The sequence below is a fragment of the Empedobacter stercoris genome (assembly GCF_025244765.1).
Lineage (GTDB): Bacteria > Bacteroidota > Bacteroidia > Flavobacteriales > Weeksellaceae > Empedobacter > Empedobacter stercoris.
Genome location: NZ_CP104209.1, coordinates 1,677,980 through 1,698,010, shown reverse-complemented (window position 1 = coordinate 1,698,010; position 20,031 = coordinate 1,677,980). Strand labels below are relative to the sequence as shown.

Below are 20,031 nucleotides of genomic sequence, written 5' to 3'. Positions count from 1 at the left end.
GGCAAATTTACATTTTTTAAATCCAAAAAATTCATAAAACGATGAATAGAACATTAGATCAAGTAAAAGTAAGTCGTGCAACACAAAATAAATTTGATTTTAGATTAGGTGATTATATTAATCAGTCGTTTAAAATCTTTGGTGATAATTGGCTGCAATTTGCATTATTTACTTTGGTTTCGGCTATTATTTCAATACTTTCTGTTGTGACGATTATCGGTCCTTATTTGGTAATGTTTCCGTTGCAAATGGGATACGGACATGTGGTTGATAAGATAGAAAATGGTGAATCATTTGAATTTAATGATTTTTTTAAAGGTTTTGAAAAATGGACACGATTCATTCCGTTCTTTTTATTAATGTTAGGTTTCAGTTTGTTGTTAATGATTCCATTTGTACTTTTAATGGGTGGTTTTGGATTATTAGTTAATGAAAACGAATCGTTTGCACCTCTTTTTAGTTTGTCCATATTTGCGATTTTACCACTTTTTATAATCATAGGAATTCTACTTTCAGTGGTTACTTTTTTCACTCCTTACATTATTTATTACGGGAATTATGGTGTCATAGACAGTATTAAGTTATCGTATAAAATTGGAATGAAAAATTTTTGGTACATATTGTTAACCGTATTATTATACAGTATTTTATCTCAAATAGGCGCTTATATTTGTTTCGTCGGAATTTTGGCAACATTTCCTATTGCTCAAATTATGGCCTATTTATTAGTGAAAGATTTTTTATTAATAGATGATCAAAAAACAGAAATTGATCTACTTGGTACAAATCAAGAATAATATTAATTTTATCGAATGTTAGCAAAGCATTCGATTTTTACGAAAATGAATGAATTGGGAGCTGCAAAAGTTCCCTTTTTTTTTATGATTGATTTTTTAAAAGAAAATGGAGAAATTGTTCCGTTGAATAAATTATCAGAAGAGATTAAATTTGAAATCAACTGTACTCAAAAAAAAACTTTTGAAAAGGCTTTCGAATTTAAAAAATTTCCAATTACCTTCGATGAATATCTGCCAAAATTTAAACATGTGCACGATAATCTTTTGTTTGGAAATTCATATTTGACGAATTTAACGCTTCCTACAAAAATCGAAACAGACTTATCATTAGACGAAATTTATACTTTTTCGGATGCGAAATATAAACTGAAATATAAAAATGATTTTGTTTGCTTTTCACCCGAACGTTTTGTGAAAATAGAACATCAAAAAATTTTTTCAAATCCAATGAAAGGAACAATTGATGCGTCAATTCCACACGCTAAACAATTGATTTTAGATGATGAAAAAGAAGCTGCCGAACATGCTACAATTGTGGATTTAATCCGAAATGATTTGAGTTTGGTTTCCGAAAATGTTGAGGTGACAGATTATCGCTACATAGAAGAATTGAAAACAAATGATAAAACATTGTTACAAGTAAGCTCTGAAATAAAAGGAGACTTGAAGGAAGATTATTACCAGAATTTGGGAACAATTTTCGATCAACTATTGCCCGCAGGCTCTATTTGTGGGGCGCCTAAAAAGAAAACCGTTGAAATTATTTTAGAAGCTGAAAAGTACGAACGTAATTTTTATACAGGAGTTTTTGGTGTTTTCGATGGCGAAAATTTAGATAGTGCAGTGATGATTCGTTTTATAGAAAATAATCAAAACGATTTCATTTTCAAGAGTGGAGGAGGAATCACAGCAAAAAGTAAAGCGAAAGCAGAATATGAAGAATTAATCCAAAAAGTATATGTTCCAATTTATTGAATCCATTTGTTGTGAAAACAAACAATTACGCCATTTAGAATATCATCAAGCGAGATTTGATCGTACTCGAACTGATAATTTTACTGAAATTAATCCGATAGTATTAGAAGAAATTATTCAACTACCTGAAGATTTAACAGATGAAAAATATAAAGTTAGAATAGTGTATGACCGCGAAATTCAATCAGTAGAATTTCTACCGTATCAAATCAAACCAATTGAAACCATTCAACTTTTTGAAATTGAAAATAAAATAAATTATACCTACAAATACTTGGACCGCTGGTTTTTCGATGAGTATGTAAAGGAATCAAAAACAGATGATTTGGTATTAGTTAAATCAAATTATATTACCGATTGTATTTATTCGAATATCGTTTTTTATGATGGATCGCAATGGGTAACGCCTCGTTCTTGTTTATTGAAAGGTACAATGCGAGAGGCTTTGTTGCAAACAGGAGAAATTATGGAGAAAAATATAAAAGTAAGAGATTTAGAAAATTTCACCTCATTCAAACGAATCAACGCGATGATGAATCTCGAAGAAAGTCAAGAATTGGATATTTCTCATTTGATTAAATAACTCTATAAAGTTAATAGAGTTTTGTTTGCAAATTTGTTTTTTAACATTACCTTTGCATAACTTATCAAGAAAGGCGGAGGGATTGGCCCGATGAAACCTTAGCAACCAGATGACTTATAATCTAAGGTGCTAAATCCAACCTATCAAAGGGAAAGATGAGTAAAAGTATTTCACTTTTATCTGTTGGTTTCTTGAAAGTTTTATGAAAAATTGAAAATGAAAAGAAACAAATTTTTACTTGCTTCATTCGCATTTATTTGCGCATCAACTCTTTTTGCACAAGAAGTAGAAAAAGAAGAAACAAATCTTAACGAGGTTATTTTAATCGGAGGTCGTGCTTCTGAAAGAACAGTTGTTAATTCATCGGTTCCAGTCGACATCATTGATGTTGAAAAATTAAAAACGTCTTCGCCTCAGTTGAGTGTAAATGATATCTTAAACGTCGTTATACCATCTTTCAATTCGGTTCGACAGTCTTCTGCAGACGGAACAGAGCACGTTGATCCTGTGACTTTACGTGGAATGGGACCAGATCAAGTATTGGTGTTGGTGAATGGAAAAAGACGTCATACCACATCGTTGGTTAATTATCAAAACACGGTTGGGAATGGTTCTGTTGGAACAGATTTAGGTGCAATTCCAATTTCTGCTATCGACAAGATTGAAGTTTTACGAGATGGTGCAGCTGCGCAATATGGTTCTGATGCAATTGCTGGTGTTGTGAATATAGTGCTGAAATCTAAACCTGGAGGTGATGCGTCGTTGACTTACGGACAAACTTCGCGTAACGATGGTGAAACGTATAATTTTAATGGTAGTTTCGGCACAAAATTAGGTCAGTCTGGTTCGATTGTGCTTTCTGCGGTTGTAAGTGAACGTAAAAAAACGAATCGTTCGAAAGATCATAATTTAGATATTTTTGGAGATAATTTTGCATATGATTTCGCTGATGATCCAGATGCGGCACGAGCTGCGGATGATGCGAAGATAGCCGCTTTAGGATTATCAAGAAAAGATTTTAGATTTCAAATTGGTGATGCGGCAATCAAGAATCAACAATTTTTTGTGAATGCTGAAACAGCAATTAATGATCGATTGGATTTTTATTCTTTCGGAGGTGTTTCGTTGCGACAAGGAGAAGGTTTTGGATTTAGAAGATTACCAAGCGAATTGTCTGATGATGCGTTGAAAATTTATCCAACAGGATTTCAAGCGACATTAAAATCAAATGTGAATGATTATTCAAATTCGACAGGATTACGTTATTCGTACGATGGATGGAAAATCGACTTGAGCAATTCATTTGGGTTAAATTCATTTAAATATGATTTAGAAAATTCAATCAACCAATCATTAGGACTTGATTCACCAACCGATTTTTATGCTGGTAAACATCAATTTTTACAAAATACGGTAAACTTAGATTTCTCAAAACGAATCAATCAAAACATTAGTTTAGCTTTTGGAGGAGAGTACCGTTTTGAACAATATAAAATCGAAGCTGGAGATGAAGCATCTTATTCTGGTTCTGGATCAGAATCTTTTGTAGGATTTTCACCTTTGAATGCAGTAAAAGGAGATCGACATTCTGTTGCCGCTTATGTGGATGGAGAATTAAAATTCGGAAATTTCACTGCTGATTTAGCAGGTCGTTTTGAGAATTATTCAGATTTCGGTAGTACAATTAATGGAAAATTAGCCTTAAGATATGAATATGCAAAAGGATATTCGGTTCGTGGAGCTGTTTCTACAGGATTTAAAGCGCCATCGTTACAACAAAAATATTTCAGTAATTCGTACACAGATTTGTTCTTAAATGATAACGGAGATCAAGTTTTAGTTACAAAAGGAATTATTCGAAATGAATCTGATCTTTCGAGAGAAATTGGATTAGACCAATTAAAAGAAGAGAAATCAATCAATGCAAGTTTAGGGTTAACTTTTCGTCCGACTTCAAAATTGTTCATTACTTTAGATGGATATTTTATCCGAGTTGATGATCGTATTGTCTTGACTTCTGATATCACAGATCCTATTTTAGAAAAGTACAATGTTGCAACAGCACGTATTTTTACGAATGCGATTGACACAGAAACAAAGGGATTGGATTTAGTGATTTCGTATGATACGCGTTTGGGTAGAGGAAAATTAAATACAAGTTTATCTGCAAATATTAACGAGACAAAAATTGTGGGATACCATTTCCCTGAAGCTTTAACAATTCCGACTGAAGAGTTTTTTGGACCAGATCAAGTGAATATTATTGAATCGTTGAGTCCAAAAGCTAAAGCAACTTTAGGATTGAATTATTCGATTTCAGGTTTCAATTTTATGGTGCGTAACACCTATTTCGGTAAAGTGACAAAGGATGGATATCCATGGGGAAGTGTGCAAGAACATACAGGAAAAGTAGTGACAGATGCATCGATTGGATTTGATATCACGAAGAATTTTAACTTTACAATTGGAGCAAATAATCTTTTTGATGTTTTCCCAGACAAGCAAGTATACGAGAATTCTTATTATGGTGTTTTTCCACACGCACCAGTACAAATGGGAATGACAGGAGCGTATTATTTTGCACGTGCAAGTTTTAAATTTTAATCAATAATAATATATTTAAAGTGTCAATTTTAATGTAAATTCAACATTTCAATTGACACTTTTTTTGTGTATGGCACATTCTAAAATTGGTTGGAAAACCGCAGCAGCATTAGTGATTTCGAATATGATTGGAACTGGTGTGTTTACGAGTTTAGGTTATCAAATTTCGGATCTTAAAAATACGACTTCCATATTATTGCTTTGGTCAATTGGAGGGATTTTAGCTTTGATGGGCGCATTTATTTATTCGGAATTAGCTTCAAAATTCAAACAATCTGGAGGAGATTATATTTATTTATCTCGGACATTTCATCCACTTTTTGGTTATTTATCAAGTTGGATTTCTTTGTTCGTTGGTTTCTCGGCTCCAATTTCTTTAGCTGCTTTGGCAATGGGAAAATACCTTAATATTTTTGGATTTGACCTCGGAAAAGAATTTGCCATTGCAATGATTTTAATTGTAGCAATATTTCAATCATTTAGCTTAAATCTAAGTAGTAAGTTTCAAAATATATTTACAATTCTGAAAGTTGTATTCATCATCTTTTTAATTGCGATTGGTTTTTATTATACTCCTGCAGTACAACCAAATGCAATACTTTTTGACTCGAGTTGGAAAGGAGAGTTGTTACTTCCTGCGTTTGCCACATCTTTGGTGTATGTTACTTTTGCTTATACAGGTTGGAATTCGGCTTCTTACATTGTGGAAGAAATTAATCAACCAAAGAAAAATTTACCAAAAGCATTGTTTATAGGCGTTGTTTTTGTGACGATTTCTTACGTTTTATTAAATTATGTTTTTTTAAAACATGCTTCAGCAGCAGCATTGTCGGGGCAAGAAAATGTAGCAAATATCTCGTTTGCAAATCTACTTGGAAATAATGTAAAATGGGTAAGTTGTTTTATCGCGTTACAATTGATCGCAACTATTAGTGGTTATTTGTGGATTGGATCTCGATTGACACAAGCAACAGCACGCGAAAATAAATTGTGGAGTTTTATGGCAAAAGAGAACAAAAATAGAATCCCCGTGCGTGCGATATGGGTGCATACTGCAATTAGTATTTTACTGATTTTTTCAGGAGATTTTGAAGTAATATTCACTTACACATCTTTCGTTTTACAAATCTTAGCAACGTTGGCTGTTTGTACAGCTTTTTTCATTAAACAGGATGAATTAACGATTATAAAAAGTAAATTCTTTTACGTTTTACCCGCTCTTTTTTTAGCATTTAGTTTGTACATCTGTTATTTTGTATTGATGCAAAAACCAAAAGAAAGCTTATTCGGTTTAGGAATTATTGCACTCGGAATAATCTTATTCTATTTTGATAAACGAATCGAAAATAAAGATATTAAATAACAAAAAGCGAGATTAATTCTCGCTTTTTAGTTTCAGTAATTTTATCCATTGTTTTAGATTATATCTTCTAAAAATTCCGAAATAACGTTGATTAAAAGAGTTCACCCAAATCGAATTGTCTTCACAATAAATCACAACTGTTTCGATATAATCTCTTCTTCGGTAATTGTATTTATAAAAAATATTTCGTTCCGAATATTCAAAAAGAAACAAACCTTCTTCGTCCAATGATTGCGTAAAATTATGTTGACGCTGCGCTAATTTTTTGATTAAATTAATATTCTCACTCAACGATTTTGATGTTTTAATTTCTACAAAAAATCTGTCTTTAATTGTCGTTATTATTCGAATTCCAAAAATTACAATCAATGAAATAAAAATAATATTGATTTCACTTGATGCATAAATAAAGAATAAAACAAGTGCAAACATCAGCCCAAAATCTAAATAATTCCAAATTTCGAAAGGCAGAAAATATTTTTCACCAACCTTTTTGAGTTTTGTTTTATGATGAAATGTGGAAAGATTATTTGTATTCATAAGTTATTAGATTTCTCTCAAAAATAAGAAATATTATCGAATTGAAACAATCTTAAATGAATAATAATTAACTCTTTTTATTAAAACAAGAAATTTTAATTATAAAACAAAAACATTCGAATCATTTTTGTAATTTTGCACCTCAAAAATTAAGTAATAAATACAATTCAATAAAATGGCAAACATTACATTTACAATGATTAAGCCTGATGCAGTTGCAAAAGGACACATCGGAGATATTTTAAAAGACATCACTGACGCTGGTTTCAAAATCAAAGCGGCTAAAATGACTCAATTAGCAAAACAAGATGCTGAAGCATTTTACGCTATCCACGCAGAGCGCCCTTTCTTTAAGGATTTAGTTGAGTTCATGACTTCTGGACCAATCGTTGCTGCAGTTTTAGAAAAAGATAACGCTGTTGCTGATTTCCGTACGTTAATCGGTGCTACTAACCCAGCTGAGGCTGCAGAAGGTACTATCCGTGCTAAATACGCTGAATCTATCGATGCTAACGCTGTTCATGGTTCTGATTCTGACGAAAATGCTGCTATCGAAGCTGCTTTCCACTTCGCAGCGAAAGAAATTTTCTAATCGAATAAGATTATAAAACATCATATAAATCCTTCTGAAAATATTCGGAAGGATTTTTTTTGGTTAAAATTTACTTACCTTTAACTTAAATTCTAAAAGATGAAAAAAATATTTTTAGCCACATTTACAATCGCAGCTTTCGTTGTGTCAAGTTGTAAAAACGAAACAGAGTCGGTGAATAAAGAAGTAGAAAATGCAAATGATTCCTTGAAAATGGATACTTTATCAATGGAAAATTCGATTCAATTTGATGGAATTTATAAAGGGACTTTACCTTGTTTTGAAAAAGATTGTAAAGAGGTTGAAATGGAGATTAAATTATTGCCAAATAATGGTTATGTGTATGCGACTAAACGTTTAGGAATAGATAATTATGCAGTGATGACAACTGGGGTTTTTCAATTGAAAGAAGATGGAAAAACAATTGTTTTACCAGAAATCGCAAATGTTCCGAATGCTTTTTTGGTTGAAGAAGGAAAGATAAGACAATTGGATAAAAATCAAAAGAAGATTGAAACGGCAGATTCTATTCAGTTTGTTTTGATAAAAGAATAAATTAAAAAAGGTTTCGATTGAAACCTTTTTATTGTTATAATTCTGTTTAATAAAAATATGTTATTTCAACTCTAATTGACAAACAAAGTTTATTTTCTCTTGATTGACAATTTTAAACTGAATCAACTTCTCTGTTTCTAATTTCTGAATTTCGATTTCGTCATCTAAACTTAATTCTTTCAAGAAATTCATATCAATCGCTTTAATGCGATGTTCTAACATTATATTCGTATCGATTGTATTGAGACACCATTCCAAATATTTGGTATTATTGGCATGTTTTACAATATCTAAATCCGAGAATTGAACTTTATAATGTATAATTTCTGTAGCTTCAAAATTGCTGGTCAAAACATTGTTTTCCAATTTTGTAGGTTTCAAATCAGGAAATCGTTCAATATGAGATGAATCAATTTGAAGAAGATCAGGGCGGCGTTTTACAGTATTAAAAACTGCCCATAAACTTGATGCTCCAATCAACTTTTTACCATTTTTCTCGATTGTAAAATCACGAATAGATTTAGCTCCTTTCAACACTTCAATCCATGTTTTTACTTCAACAAAATCTGTCCAAGAAGGCAATTCATCAATTTCAATTCGAAGTCGATTCATTACCCAAGATTGATTGTACTGTTGCAAATCGAAAAAGCCTAAACCACCTTTAATGGCATGTTCAGAAGCTGTTAACTGAAAAAGATTTGCCATTTCTGTCAATTTCATTTTTCCAGTCGGATCACATTGAGAGAAATAAATTTCCCAATTCTTTATAAAAATAGATTGAAAATCTTCTGCAATTGGCATTGAAAAAGTTTTAGATATAAAAGAGATTATTTACCTAATTTCTTTTTCATATCGGCCATCATAACAGCTGCAACACCTGCTTCTATACCTTTATTTCCATGTTTTCCTCCAGAACGATCAATTGATTGTTGTTCATTTTCGTCGGTTAATACACAAAAAATAATTGGCATATCGTGTTTAATATTTAAGTCTTTCACACCTTGTGTTACACCTTGACAAACATAATCAAAATGCGCTGTTGCACCACGAATAACACATCCTACAACAATGATTCCGTCTAAATCTGGATGCGTTTGTGCGACTTTATCTGCACCATAAATCAACTCGAAACTACCTGGAACTTGGTACAACGTAACATCATTAGGGTTAGCACCTAAATCGATCAACGTATCTTTTGCACCATCACGCAGATTAAATGTAATATGATTATTCCATTCCGATGTAATGATTGCAAATTTAGATCCCGCTACATTTGGTAATTCTGCTTTATTATATTGAGATAAATTTTTATTTTCTGTTGCCATTTTGTTTCTAATTTGAAGGGTAAAAATACAAAAATGATTTAGGATAAACTTTGATTTGTATCAATAAAAAAAGCCGAACAAATTGTTCGGCTTGTACTTATTTTGAAAGTGAATTATTTCGCAGATTCAGAGGCGTATTTTAAACGCTCAATAAACTTCGCTGTTTCACCATTGTTTGCATTTGGATATTTACCCTCCAAAGCTTGGAAATATTTTAATGCATCAGCATTTTTACCTAACTCCATTGCAATTTCACCTGCTTTTGTGTAATATGTCGATTGTAAAGTTTCAACTTCTGTTGCTTCAGCAGCTTTTACATAGTAAGGTAAACCTTCCTCTAATTTGTTAGAAGCGACTAATGCATTACCTAACATACCATATTTTTGCGCTAACATTACGTTGTCATCTGTATCAAATTCTTCTAATAATTTAACAGCAGATGCATAATCTCCTAATTTATAATATGAACTTGCCGCTTTAAAACGAGCCAAATTACCCGCATCTGTATTTCCGTATTCATCAACTATTTGTTGTAAACCTTGAAAACTTCCAGCGCTACCATTTAATGCTACATTAATAGAATCTTGATCAAAAAGACGTTCTGCTTGAACCATTTCTTTGAAAGCATCTTCTGATTTAGGTTCTACGACTAATTTTAAGTAAGCAAAATAACCTAAAACAGCTACAATAATTACTCCTAAACCAATACCAATTGCTTTAGCATATTTTTCAACAAAGAACTCTACGTTGAAAGCTGTTCTGTCTAATTTTTCTACGAATTGCTCTGTCGCGAATTCTTCTTTTTTATTATTTTTTGCCATTTTAATAATTTACGAGGTTGCAAAAATACAATTTGGGACAAATATATCCAATAAATTTATTTACAAACAACCTTTTAGAATAAATATGCCACTGTTAAGTTTAACATTTGTGGACGATTTTCAGTATTGAATTCTCTATTGTTACCATTTACGATTTCTGAACCAACTTTTCCTAAACCAAATTCGTAACGTAAATTGAATAATAATTTAGAAACTTCTACGCCAGCACCAATTTGCATTCCGACATTAAATTCGTCTTGTTTTGCAGTTGTAAATTCTTTTACAGATAATTTATCATCAAAGTAATAAGAAAATACTGGACCTGCTTGCACATGAGCGATTCCTAAAAATCTTTTTCCAACGTTTACAGGAATATCCATACGTTTTTTTGTAATACCAATATCTTGAGGTTTATCATTTTTATCTAATACATTATATTCATTTTTGAATTGTGTGTACAATAATTCTGGTTGGATGTAAATACCAGCCAAAGAAACACGAGCTAAAGCACCAGCTTGAAATCCTGTAGCAGCTTTACCATCTTTTTTGAAAATATTTCCTGCATCGCTCCAAACTTCTCCTTTGTCTGTGTTGAAAACAGCACCTGCTTTTAAACCAAAATTAATATTTTGAGCTGTTGCAAAATTGGCAGCTAAACCAACAATTACTGTTAAAATTAATTTTTTCATAGAATTTTTATTTTAATTGATTTTATTGTTCTTTTAATAGAGCTTCTCTCAGTTTCTTAAAGAGATTTGACGAATATACAAAATCAATCACATTTGGATTATCTGCGACTAAAATTTCGTCTTTTGTTCCTTCCCATTCTAAGAAACCATTTTTTAAGAAAACAATATGATCGCCGATTTCCATTACCGAGTTCATATCATGTGTATTGACAACTGTTGTTGTGTTGTATTCCTTCGTAATATCATAAATTAATTGATCGATAACCAAAGCTGTTTTGGGATCTAAACCCGAATTAGGTTCATCGGCAAATAAATACTTTGGATTATTTACAATAGCGCGTGCAATAGCAACGCGTTTTTGCATACCTCCAGAAATTTCTGAAGGATACTTTTTCAATGCTGTTCGTGCTATCTCAACACGATCTAATACTTCTCTTGCACGTTTTTCTGCATCTGCATTCGACATATCCGAAAACATCTGTAAAGGAAACTTTACATTTTCGACGATATTCATCGTGTCATATAAAGCTGAACCTTGGAAAACGACACCAATTTCTGAGCGTAAACGTTGTTTTTCTTTGTAATCGAACTCGATCATATTTTCGCCTTCATACAAAATTTGACCAGAAGTTGGTGAAAATAAACCAATTAAATTTTTAAGAAAAACGGTCTTTCCAGAACCACTTTGACCAATGATTAAACTTACTTTTCCTTTTTCGAATGTAACCGAAAAACCTTTTAAAACTTCGATCGCATCAAAAGATTTTCTGATTTCTTTTATCTCAATCATTAGCTCAAAATTGTTTGTGTTAATACTAAGTTGATCACAATAATTGTGATAGATGTCCAAACAACTGCTGTTGTTGCAGAACGTCCAACTTCTAAAGATCCTCCTTTTACATTATACCCATAATATGCAGGAATTGTTGCGATAACAAACGCGAATACCATCGTTTTGACAAATGTATATACAAACAATTTTGTTGCCATATTCATTTGTAAACCAGTGATAAAGTCGGCTGCAGACCATAGTTTAGTAAAAACACCAATGTAATAACCTCCTAATAACCCGAATCCAATTGAAATCATGACCAATAAAGGATTAAAAAATACACAAGCAATAATTTTAGGTAGAATCAAGAAGTTTGCCGAATTGATTCCCATTACATCTAATGCATCAATTTGTTCGGTAACACGCATTGTTCCAATACTCGAAGCGATATACGAACCAACTTTACCAACTAAAATCAACGACATAATTGTTGGAGCAAATTCTAAGACCAACACTACTTTGGTTGCATAACCAATGTAAGCGTCTGGAACAGGAATAGCAGCTCCTTGAAAGTTTTGAGCCATTTGTATTGCTACAACAGCTCCCATAAATGTAGAGATGAAGGTTACAATTCCGACAGAATTTACACCTAAATCATATATTTCTCTAACGGTCAATTTCCAGAAAACACTCAATTTTTGAGGTTTGCTAAATACTTTACCCATAAGCATAAAGTATGACCCTAAATTTTCGATTAGTTTCATTACGACAAAATTAATATTTTTATTGGAAAGGCATTTTATTTATCTTGCACAATGTGAATTTAGAACATTTAACTTCTTATCTCCCTCATAATGCAGACTTGTACGTGAAAAAATGGTTAGAAAATCACTTCATCACACTTAAAATTACAAGACGAAGAGAAACAAAGTTGGGAGATTATCGCAGATTGCTCGAAAATAACCGTCATCAAATTACGGTAAATGGTGATCTCAATCCTTATGCTTTCTTTTTTGTGTTTACACATGAAGTCGCACATTTCAAAACATTTGTTCAGTTTGATTCTCGAAAAATAAATCCGCATGGAAAAGAATGGAAAACCATTTTTGGACATTTATTATTAGAATCACTTCATGTTTATCCCGAAGAATTGCGACCTTACATTATACATCATGCGAAGCATCCAAAAGCAAGTTTAGGTGCAGATATTAATGTATCAAAATATATTATAGATGATAAAAATCCTACTCAAGTCTATTTAGAAGATTTAGAGGATGGCACAATTTTTTCAATAGGAAAAAGGATCTTTAAAAAAGAATCCAAAAGAAAATTAAGGTATCTTTGTTTAGAGCTGAAAACCAATAGAAGGTATTTGATTAATGCAACTGCTACCGTAAACAAATTTAAAAACAATCATGAATAACAAAGATAATTATGCTGTTATCCTTGCCAGTGGTACAGGAGTTAGATTATGGCCGTTGAGCACAATAAAAAAACCAAAACAATTTCATGATTTATTAGGAATTGGAAAAACATTTATTCAACTCACCTATGATCGTTTGAAAAAAGTTGTTCCTCAAGAAAATATTTTCATTGTTACCATTCAAGATTACAAAGAAATTGTAGAAGAACAATTACCTGAATTTAATGAAGCTAACTTTATTATTGAACCAAGAGTAATGAATACTGCTGCGTGTAATTTATTAGCAGCAATGACGATTCAACAAATTAATCCCAATGGTAAATTGATTATTTCCCCTTCGGATCATTTTATATTTAATGAAGAAGAATTTTCTAAAAAAGTGAAAATTGCTTTCGAGGATGCTGATAATAATCGATTAATCACTTTAGGGGTAGCACCTACAAGACCAGATGTTAATTATAGTTATATTCAATTTATAGAAAATCTCACGCCTATAAAAAAAGTGAAATCTTATATTGATAAACCTGATTTAGAATTTGCTGAATCATTTATTACAAGTGGCGAATTTATTTGGAACACAGGTATTCTTATTTGGTCAGTAGAAAGTATTGTGTATGCTTTTCAACAACATTTACCTTCTATGTACGAAACATTGAACAAGTATTTTGAACTTGATCAATCGTTACAAAATACAGAAACGCTAAAACCTATTTACACAACATTGGATGTCACATCAATCAACAAAGGTATTTTAGAGCAAGCAGATAATGTTTATGTTATTCCTACTACATTTGGTTGGAGTGATATTGGGACTTGGTCTGCAATTAATGAAAAATATAAATACACAGGAGAAGATCAAGACGATAATCAAAATACATTATTGTGCAAACACTTTTCTGGATATGATGCCAAGAATAATTTTATTTATTCAACAGAAGACAAGGCGATTATTGTCGACGGATTAGATAGCTATGTCGTGATTAATTCGGATAAAGGTTTATTAATTTGTCCACGCAGTAATGTGCAAAATATCAAATCCTATGTTAGTGATTTGAAACTTCAAAAAAATGGCGAAAAATATTGTTAAATAAAAAGAAGCCGTCTCAATATTAAAATTTGAGGCGGTTTTTTTTATTTGAATTAATTTCCAATAAAATTTCATCATTTTAGAAAAGGGTAAAATTGCCCTTATGCAGCAATTTTCTTTCTTAAGTTGTGTGCTAAAGCCATTAATCCGAATTCTAACTCGGTTTTTTGGATTCCTTTTAACGAAAATCTTCTAAAATTGTTGTTGTGTTTCATTTGGGCAAATACAGGCTCTACATCGGCAGAGCGTTGTTTCCTTTTTTGTATTCCCGTTTGACTTGTGAGTAATTCCCTGATTTTTTCTTTATGTCTTTCAAGGTTATGATTGCGTTCTATACTTCGGTTTCCCTTGGCTTTAAAGCAGACTCCCCGCAGCGGACATCCTTCGCAATTTTGAGCCTGATAATGCGATAATTGCTGTATATATCCGGCTTGGGTTGTTTTTGTGCTTTCATGGGTTTTGTGCATTTTCTGACCAATCGGACACACATAATAATCTTCTTCTTGGTTGTAATAAAGGTTTTCTTTCCTAAAGGTTTTGTGCTTTTTTTGGTAATTTTTATCTTGTTCTTTTTCAAAAGTATTGTACTTCACATAAGCGGTCAGCTCTTCTTTTTCAAGGTAATCGTAGTTCTCTTCGCTACCATAGCCTGCATCGGCTGTAATGTTTTCTATTTTTTTAAAGATTTCTGCCCCATAAGTTTCTTTAAGATTTTCTAAGTGTGGCTTTAAAGTTTTGGTATCTGTAGGGTTTTGATGTAAAGTGTAATTAATAATGATTTGGTTTTCTGTTGATATTTGGGCGTTGTAACCGGGTTTTAACTGTCCGTTTTGCATATGGTCTTCTTTCATACGCATAAAAGTTGCATCAGGATCGGTTTTACTGTATGAGTTTCTTCCGCCTAAAATAGCTTCCTGTTCTTCATATTTCCGAAGATTTTTTTCAAAGTTCTGTTTGATGTAACGCAATTTTGCTTTAGATTTCTTGGAAGCTTTTTCATTACCCGATAATTTGGTATCTATCTGTTCAACGGTTTTTTGGATAACTTCCTGACTGATTTCCTTGAACTGAGGTGGCTCGGTATCAGGATCGTCATCATTAGATATACTTTGAGCATAATTCCACAATTCTTCTAACTGAGTAAGCATTTTAGCTTTGTTGGTTTTAATGCTTTTACCCCAAATAAAAGTGTATCTGCCTGCCTGAGCTTCTATTTTTGTGCCATCGGTATAAATTTGTTTCATTGAAATCAATCCTTCCTCTGCCAGCATCATGACCACTTGTTTAAAGATTTCTTTAAAACTATCTTTTAATTTATCACTTCTAAATCGGTTAATGGTATTGTGATCCACAGTGCTCATTCCCGTAAGCCACATAAAGTTGATGTTTTCTCTGATAGCCAACTCTATTTTTCGTGAAGAATAAACATTACTCATATAAGCATAAATCATCACCTTTAATAACATTTTTGGATGATAACCCGGATTACCTTCTTTACTGTAGGCTTTTAATAGTGGTTGGATATTAATGGACTCTACAACTTGATCAACTACCCGAACAGGATGTTTTTCTGAAATTAAGTCGTCAAACGAATAAGGAAAAAGTGCGGTTTGACGCTGATTGTAATGCTTGAAATTCATAGAGAAATAGATGGAATTCTTACATTAAATTTACAAAAAATACAGTAAAAATCCAACTATAAAAGAACATATATATTCTAAAAAGCAAAAAAAAGAAGCTGTCTAGTTTTGAGACAGCTTCTTTTATTCTTTTATTTTAACGTAATCACATTTTGACCAACTTTATATCCATTTTGGTAAATGTCTATTTTATATTCTCCTTTCGGGAAATCGTAATCAACCCAATCAAACGTTACTCTAGAACCTGACATATTGTTGTAATTTACTTTTACACGATCAGAGTAATCAATAGATGCACCAGAACGTAAAGTCGTTTCACCAGAATCAGCTCCTTTAAATTTTCCAACTTCACCATTTGGTTTATAGATGGTAACAAAAAGCTCTTTCGTTTCCGATGTTGCGTTCAAGTTTTTGTCCAAATCAAAAGAAACTCTTACTTTATCAATTCTACTTGCTCTTGTTGTTTCAACTTCTTTTCCACTCGATTTTACGCGCACACCTTTGATAGTATAATTAGAAACCGATAAGGTTGAATTTGTTTCTTTGATTAAGTTTTGGTGATTTTCTTTCTCTTCATCCAAGTTCGACTCAACTACTTTTTTCTGTTCGTTTAAGTTCGAATTCTCAGAAGCTAATTCTGTATTTTTATTTGTTAAGACTTTATTTTCATCTTTCAATCGGGCGATCTCTTCTTTATAAACTTTGATATCAGTTTGCAAAGATAAAATTAGACGTTTCGCTCGAGATAATTCATTATTTGTAATTTCTTCTTTATTAAGAATTGCTTGAATTTCTTTTTGCTTTTCTAAGATCAATCGATCCTGATAGTTTAATGATGAATCTTTTTTGACAACGCGAGTTTTTGCTTCGTCAAAATCTGCTCTAACAATACGTAATTCTTGTTTTAAAATTTCTCTTGAACGTTCTAAATCATTGATGTCTGTTTGCATCTCTATAGAAGACTTTGCATTAGCTTCTTTGGAATATACAATATATCCAATTGCTAACAACAAGGCGACAAGTAAAGCTGCTATAATTATATTTTTAATGAATTCTTTCTTATGCTTAGTATTAGTAGAAGGTTCGAGATCTTTATATTCAGTCATTTTTATTAAATTCAGAGGGAAATTATGAATACAAAAACTAAACCATTTTCATTTATTTTAGAGAATGGTCGAAAATTTAACATTTAATCACTAAAATTATACACCAAAAATACTTGATGCAATTAGTTAGATTCTTTTTTTATATCACTTGAAATTTGATCCAATTTATTTTCAGCTTCCGTTTTCAATTCTTCTGCTTTTTCTTCTAATTCTGTTTTTTCTTCTTTAAAAGTGCTTTTCAAATCCGAAACTTTTTCTTTCACAAAATCACTTGTTTGCTTCATTTGCTTTTCGGCAATATCTTTCACTTCTTCGTAATCTTGTTTTGATCTTTCTTTGAAATCTTTCGCCGCTTCTTTCGATTGCTCTTTCAAATCACCTGAAGCATCTTTCAAATTATGAATTGTTTTACGTGCAAAATCTGATGCATCATCCGCAATCAATGTTCCTGTTTTTTTTACCGTTGTCGAAACATCGTCAAATTTATCGCCCGCTACATCTATTGCAGTTTCAGTTTTTCCTAAAATTCTTTTCAAAAAATTTCTAAGTCCCATAATAATTTATTTTCTTGATTATTTTCACTTTAAATTTACAGCTTCATTCAATAACTTTGAATGAATTCAAATTAATTTTTATTAAAAATATGATTTTTAACTATTTTAAACGATTCTATCTTGGAGTTTTCGTACTGAGTTTACTAACTATTTTTAGTTGTAATCCAGAAAAAAAACAGCCCGAATCGAATCATACTACATCATCCGAAGTTATATCCTTCAAATATTCGACCAAAAATAAAAATTATGTAAGTGCTCATCGTGGTGGTAGTGGAATTCATGGTTTTCCAGAGAATTGTATTGAGACCTTAGAGCATCTTTATCAAAACGGTATTCAAATTTTTGAGATAGACGTGGCTGAAACAAAAGATGAACAACTTATTTTAATGCACGATAATTCTCTACAACGGACAAGTACAGGGCGACAAGATGTCAATCAAGTTGATCTAAAAACGATAAAGGAATACTTTTTGGTAGATGATTTCGGGCAACAAACGTCTTATAAAATTCCAACTTTTGCAGAAGCATTAAATTGGGGAAAAAATAAACCAATTTATTTTATGGTAGACATCAAAAAAGGTGTTGATTATCGGGCTATAGTTTCGACAATAAAACAAGCGAACCTACAAAAACAAGTGGTTTTGGTAACTTATACAATCGGACAAGCCAAAAAGTTACATCAACTTGCACCAGAAATGTTATTGTCTGTTTCGATGCGAAACGAAAGAGAATTGAATGAAATGCTAAATAGCGGAATTCCAACTGATAAAATGGTTGCATTTACTGGAACCCGTCGCAATGATCAATCATTTTTAGATAAAATTCATGACAAAGATATAGTCGTCATTTTTGGTACGTTAGGTAACTTAGACAAAAGTTCTGCTGCAAGAAATGGTCAACTTTATCGCGATTTAGAAAAAGATGGTGTCGATATTTTTGCAACAGATAGAGCAATAGATGTTCATCAAACGATTAATAAAAATTAAATGGAAACAATATCACTTAAAGATTCAAATTATTTTTCAAAATTGATGCTCAATTACATCAATCAAGATGAAAGTTTGAACGACTTCTACAACCTATTTCCAACCAAAGAAAATTATAGTAAACAAGCTAAGAATAAACTTGAAAATTATAAAAACAGAGCAATTCTTGTTGAACAAATCTCGAAGCAATTAAATCATTTAGAGCTTTCGGAAAAACAACAAAAAAATCTCAAAAAATTAGCTAAAAAAAATACGGTAACCATTACAACTGGTCATCAATTAAATTTGTTCACAGGGCCGATTTTCTTTTTTTATAAAATATTACAAGTCATTAAAGCGTGTGAAGAATTAAATGCAGAACAAAAAGAAGTCAATTTTGTTCCCATGTTTTGGATGGCCACTGAAGATCACGACTTCGAAGAAATCAATCATTTCAAATATGGTGATCGAATTATTCATTGGGAAAAAGATTTTGGAGGTCCCGTTGGTCGATTATCAACAGAAGGTTTACAAGAAGTTTTCAACTCTTTTTTGAAACTTTTGCCAAATGGGAAAAAGAAAACAGATTTACACAATTTGATTGAAGCATCTTATTTGTCAAATGATAATTTAACCGAAGCAACTCGAAAATTAGTTCATTTATTATTCAAAGATCTTGGATTGTTGATGATTGACGGTGATGACAAAGAATTGAAAAAAATAATGATTCCTTCTTTTGAGCAAGAGTTAATTCAATCTACATCCTTTAAAAAAGTAATTCCTCAGAATGAAAAATTAGAACAATTAGGTTATTCGATTCAAGTAAATCCACGCGAAATAAATTTATTTTATATTAATCAAAATAACTCTCGCGAAAGAATTGTTGAACAAAATGGAACGTATTTTGTCAATAATACTTCAATCAAATTTTCAAAAGAAGAAATGATTAGCGATTTACATCAAAATCCAGAAAAATTTAGCCCAAATGTGATTTTGAGACCATTGTACCAAGAAACAATTTTACCGAATGTTGCGTATATTGGTGGAGGTGGTGAAATGGCTTATTGGTTGCAATTAAAGGAAATGTTTAACGAATTTGAAGTTGATTTTCCTCTTTTGGTGTTGAGAAATTCATTATTAATTAGAACTGAAAAGCAGTATGAAAAGCAACAAAAATTAAATCTATCGAACGAAGATTTATTTTCAAACAGTTTAGCTATTGCGAAAAAACAAGCGATTAATTCATCAGAAATAGCACCTAAACTTCCTGAATTGGAAGAGGAATTAAAAAATATTTTTGAGCGTTTAGAACAGTTGAGTTCGTTAACCGAGTCTTCTTTTTCAGATATGATACAAGCGCAGCGCACAAAACAATTGAAAGGTTTTGAGAAAATAAAAAAACGTTTGGTACATGCAGAAGTTAAAAAGAACGAAGATTTATTGAAAAGAATAGAACAATTATTAAATGATCTTTCTCAACAAAATGGTTTGCAAGAACGAGTGAAAAATTTTGCTGATTTTGACTATGTTAACATCAAGTATTTCATTGATTTTATTGAAGATAGTCTTCAGCCTTTCGAGTTTGAGTTTATTATAAATACATTAAACGAAGAACGCTAACCAAAACATAATTTGTATAT

21 protein-coding genes and 1 riboswitch are annotated in these 20,031 nt (G+C 31.6%); of the genes, 11 read left to right on the top strand and 10 right to left on the bottom strand.

Annotated elements, in window-relative coordinates:
* The first annotated feature begins 41 nt into the window (after positions 1 to 41).
* The 5 genes from NZD85_RS08045 to NZD85_RS08025 all read left to right on the top strand — a co-directional run bounded on the left by NZD85_RS08045 (position 42) and on the right by NZD85_RS08025 (position 6,322).
* The gene (locus NZD85_RS08045; protein ID WP_260541323.1) at positions 42 to 797 is read left to right on the top strand and encodes a hypothetical protein; all 756 of its coding nucleotides are present in this window, start codon (positions 42 to 44) and stop codon (positions 795 to 797) included.
* Positions 798 to 812: 15 nt separating this feature from the next.
* Positions 813 to 1,772, top strand: a complete 960-nt coding sequence (locus tag NZD85_RS08040; RefSeq protein WP_260541322.1) for an aminodeoxychorismate synthase component I — start codon at positions 813 to 815, stop codon at positions 1,770 to 1,772.
* Entirely contained in the window at positions 1,756 to 2,355 is a 600-nt protein-coding gene (locus NZD85_RS08035; RefSeq protein WP_171622573.1) for an aminotransferase class IV, read from the top strand. The genes NZD85_RS08040 and NZD85_RS08035 overlap by 17 nt, the downstream gene beginning before the upstream one ends.
* Positions 2,356 to 2,413: 58 nt before the next feature.
* A riboswitch (SAM riboswitch) is annotated at positions 2,414 to 2,517 on the top strand.
* A gap of 54 nt (positions 2,518 to 2,571) precedes the next feature.
* Entirely contained in the window at positions 2,572 to 4,959 is a 2,388-nt protein-coding gene (locus tag NZD85_RS08030) for a TonB-dependent receptor plug domain-containing protein (RefSeq protein ID WP_260541316.1), read from the top strand.
* A 70-nt stretch (positions 4,960 to 5,029) separates the two neighbouring features.
* Complete coding sequence (locus tag NZD85_RS08025) at positions 5,030 to 6,322, top strand: APC family permease (RefSeq protein ID WP_260541314.1); 1,293 nt, start codon at positions 5,030 to 5,032, stop codon at positions 6,320 to 6,322.
* A gap of 12 nt (positions 6,323 to 6,334) precedes the next feature.
* Here the strand turns inward: NZD85_RS08025 and NZD85_RS08020 are convergent, their stop codons facing one another.
* A complete protein-coding gene (locus NZD85_RS08020) occupies positions 6,335 to 6,862 on the bottom strand; it encodes a hypothetical protein (protein WP_260541312.1) in 528 nt (175 codons plus the stop codon).
* A gap of 175 nt (positions 6,863 to 7,037) precedes the next feature.
* On the opposite strand from NZD85_RS08020, the gene NZD85_RS08015 reads away from it, so the two are divergent.
* On the top strand, positions 7,038 to 7,454 hold the full coding sequence (locus NZD85_RS08015) for a nucleoside-diphosphate kinase (protein ID WP_038330990.1): 417 nt from the start codon (positions 7,038 to 7,040) through the stop codon (positions 7,452 to 7,454).
* Positions 7,455 to 7,553: 99 nt separating this feature from the next.
* The gene (locus NZD85_RS08010; protein WP_260541310.1) at positions 7,554 to 8,009 is read left to right on the top strand and encodes a copper resistance protein NlpE; all 456 of its coding nucleotides are present in this window, start codon (positions 7,554 to 7,556) and stop codon (positions 8,007 to 8,009) included.
* Between the two features lie 60 nt (positions 8,010 to 8,069).
* Here NZD85_RS08010 and NZD85_RS08005 read toward each other — a convergent pair whose 3' ends face one another.
* From NZD85_RS08005 to NZD85_RS07980, 6 genes are all read right to left on the bottom strand, one after another.
* On the bottom strand, positions 8,070 to 8,810 hold the full coding sequence (locus NZD85_RS08005) for an acyl-[acyl-carrier-protein] thioesterase (RefSeq protein WP_260541309.1): 741 nt from the start codon (positions 8,808 to 8,810) through the stop codon (positions 8,070 to 8,072).
* A gap of 26 nt (positions 8,811 to 8,836) precedes the next feature.
* On the bottom strand, positions 8,837 to 9,334 hold the full coding sequence (gene ribH, locus NZD85_RS08000) for a 6,7-dimethyl-8-ribityllumazine synthase (RefSeq protein WP_260541307.1): 498 nt from the start codon (positions 9,332 to 9,334) through the stop codon (positions 8,837 to 8,839).
* Positions 9,335 to 9,447: 113 nt separating this feature from the next.
* Positions 9,448 to 10,155, bottom strand: coding sequence for a tetratricopeptide repeat protein (locus NZD85_RS07995; RefSeq protein ID WP_260541306.1), 708 nt, complete (start codon positions 10,153 to 10,155; stop codon positions 9,448 to 9,450).
* A 74-nt stretch (positions 10,156 to 10,229) separates the two neighbouring features.
* A complete protein-coding gene (locus tag NZD85_RS07990) occupies positions 10,230 to 10,844 on the bottom strand; it encodes a porin family protein (protein ID WP_260541304.1) in 615 nt (204 codons plus the stop codon).
* Between the two features lie 22 nt (positions 10,845 to 10,866).
* Positions 10,867 to 11,634, bottom strand: coding sequence for an ABC transporter ATP-binding protein (locus tag NZD85_RS07985; protein WP_260541302.1), 768 nt, complete (start codon positions 11,632 to 11,634; stop codon positions 10,867 to 10,869).
* Positions 11,634 to 12,380: an MlaE family ABC transporter permease gene (locus tag NZD85_RS07980; protein ID WP_225541752.1), complete on the bottom strand. Its 747-nt coding sequence runs from the start codon at positions 12,378 to 12,380 to the stop codon at positions 11,634 to 11,636. Before NZD85_RS07980 ends, NZD85_RS07985 begins: the two co-directional genes overlap by 1 nt.
* 53 nt (positions 12,381 to 12,433) lie before the next feature.
* Between NZD85_RS07980 and NZD85_RS07975 the strand changes: the two genes are divergently transcribed.
* Both NZD85_RS07975 and NZD85_RS07970 read left to right on the top strand, forming a co-directional pair.
* Positions 12,434 to 13,039, top strand: coding sequence for a transcription elongation protein SprT (locus NZD85_RS07975; protein ID WP_260541300.1), 606 nt, complete (start codon positions 12,434 to 12,436; stop codon positions 13,037 to 13,039).
* Positions 13,032 to 14,126, top strand: coding sequence for a mannose-1-phosphate guanylyltransferase (locus NZD85_RS07970; RefSeq protein ID WP_260541298.1), 1,095 nt, complete (start codon positions 13,032 to 13,034; stop codon positions 14,124 to 14,126). Before NZD85_RS07975 ends, NZD85_RS07970 begins: the two co-directional genes overlap by 8 nt.
* Before the next feature lie 101 nt (positions 14,127 to 14,227).
* Here the strand turns inward: NZD85_RS07970 and NZD85_RS07965 are convergent, their stop codons facing one another.
* From NZD85_RS07965 to NZD85_RS07955, 3 genes are all read right to left on the bottom strand, one after another.
* Positions 14,228 to 15,766 (bottom strand): IS1182 family transposase, encoded by a 1,539-nt coding sequence (locus NZD85_RS07965; RefSeq protein ID WP_260541296.1) that lies wholly within the window; start codon positions 15,764 to 15,766, stop codon positions 14,228 to 14,230.
* A gap of 131 nt (positions 15,767 to 15,897) precedes the next feature.
* Positions 15,898 to 16,872 (bottom strand): hypothetical protein, encoded by a 975-nt coding sequence (locus NZD85_RS07960; RefSeq protein ID WP_225541754.1) that lies wholly within the window; start codon positions 16,870 to 16,872, stop codon positions 15,898 to 15,900.
* Positions 16,873 to 16,994: 122 nt separating this feature from the next.
* On the bottom strand, positions 16,995 to 17,426 hold the full coding sequence (locus tag NZD85_RS07955) for a hypothetical protein (protein WP_260541294.1): 432 nt from the start codon (positions 17,424 to 17,426) through the stop codon (positions 16,995 to 16,997).
* A gap of 89 nt (positions 17,427 to 17,515) precedes the next feature.
* Between NZD85_RS07955 and NZD85_RS07950 the strand changes: the two genes are divergently transcribed.
* Together NZD85_RS07950 and bshC are read left to right on the top strand one after the other, a co-directional pair.
* Positions 17,516 to 18,412, top strand: coding sequence for a glycerophosphodiester phosphodiesterase family protein (locus tag NZD85_RS07950; RefSeq protein ID WP_188319561.1), 897 nt, complete (start codon positions 17,516 to 17,518; stop codon positions 18,410 to 18,412).
* Positions 18,413 to 20,011 carry a bacillithiol biosynthesis cysteine-adding enzyme BshC gene (gene bshC, locus NZD85_RS07945; protein ID WP_260541292.1) on the top strand — a complete coding sequence of 533 codons (1,599 nt, stop codon included), beginning with the start codon at positions 18,413 to 18,415 and terminating at the stop codon, positions 20,009 to 20,011.
* Positions 20,012 to 20,031 lie beyond the last annotated feature (20 nt).

Bases quoted from the DNA above. Each gene is read 5' to 3' on its own strand.
- NZD85_RS08045 (WP_260541323.1), top strand. From the start codon at position 42: ATGAATAGAACATTAGATCAAGTAAAAGTAAGTCGTGCAACACAAAAT.
- NZD85_RS08040 (WP_260541322.1), top strand. From the start codon at position 813: ATGTTAGCAAAGCATTCGATTTTTACGAAAATGAATGAATTGGGAGCT.
- NZD85_RS08035 (WP_171622573.1), top strand. From the start codon at position 1,756: ATGTTCCAATTTATTGAATCCATTTGTTGTGAAAACAAACAATTACGC.
- NZD85_RS08030 (WP_260541316.1), top strand. From the start codon at position 2,572: ATGAAAAGAAACAAATTTTTACTTGCTTCATTCGCATTTATTTGCGCA.
- NZD85_RS08025 (WP_260541314.1), top strand. From the start codon at position 5,030: ATGGCACATTCTAAAATTGGTTGGAAAACCGCAGCAGCATTAGTGATT.
- NZD85_RS08020 (WP_260541312.1), bottom strand. From the start codon at position 6,862: ATGAATACAAATAATCTTTCCACATTTCATCATAAAACAAAACTCAAA.
- NZD85_RS08015 (WP_038330990.1), top strand. From the start codon at position 7,038: ATGGCAAACATTACATTTACAATGATTAAGCCTGATGCAGTTGCAAAA.
- NZD85_RS08010 (WP_260541310.1), top strand. From the start codon at position 7,554: ATGAAAAAAATATTTTTAGCCACATTTACAATCGCAGCTTTCGTTGTG.
- NZD85_RS08005 (WP_260541309.1), bottom strand. From the start codon at position 8,810: ATGCCAATTGCAGAAGATTTTCAATCTATTTTTATAAAGAATTGGGAA.
- ribH (WP_260541307.1), bottom strand. From the start codon at position 9,334: ATGGCAACAGAAAATAAAAATTTATCTCAATATAATAAAGCAGAATTA.
- NZD85_RS07995 (WP_260541306.1), bottom strand. From the start codon at position 10,155: ATGGCAAAAAATAATAAAAAAGAAGAATTCGCGACAGAGCAATTCGTA.
- NZD85_RS07990 (WP_260541304.1), bottom strand. From the start codon at position 10,844: ATGAAAAAATTAATTTTAACAGTAATTGTTGGTTTAGCTGCCAATTTT.
- NZD85_RS07985 (WP_260541302.1), bottom strand. From the start codon at position 11,634: ATGATTGAGATAAAAGAAATCAGAAAATCTTTTGATGCGATCGAAGTT.
- NZD85_RS07980 (WP_225541752.1), bottom strand. From the start codon at position 12,380: ATGAAACTAATCGAAAATTTAGGGTCATACTTTATGCTTATGGGTAAA.
- NZD85_RS07970 (WP_260541298.1), top strand. From the start codon at position 13,032: ATGAATAACAAAGATAATTATGCTGTTATCCTTGCCAGTGGTACAGGA.
- NZD85_RS07965 (WP_260541296.1), bottom strand. From the start codon at position 15,766: ATGAATTTCAAGCATTACAATCAGCGTCAAACCGCACTTTTTCCTTAT.
- NZD85_RS07960 (WP_225541754.1), bottom strand. From the start codon at position 16,872: ATGACTGAATATAAAGATCTCGAACCTTCTACTAATACTAAGCATAAG.
- NZD85_RS07955 (WP_260541294.1), bottom strand. From the start codon at position 17,426: ATGGGACTTAGAAATTTTTTGAAAAGAATTTTAGGAAAAACTGAAACT.
- NZD85_RS07950 (WP_188319561.1), top strand. From the start codon at position 17,516: ATGATTTTTAACTATTTTAAACGATTCTATCTTGGAGTTTTCGTACTG.
- bshC (WP_260541292.1), top strand. From the start codon at position 18,413: ATGGAAACAATATCACTTAAAGATTCAAATTATTTTTCAAAATTGATG.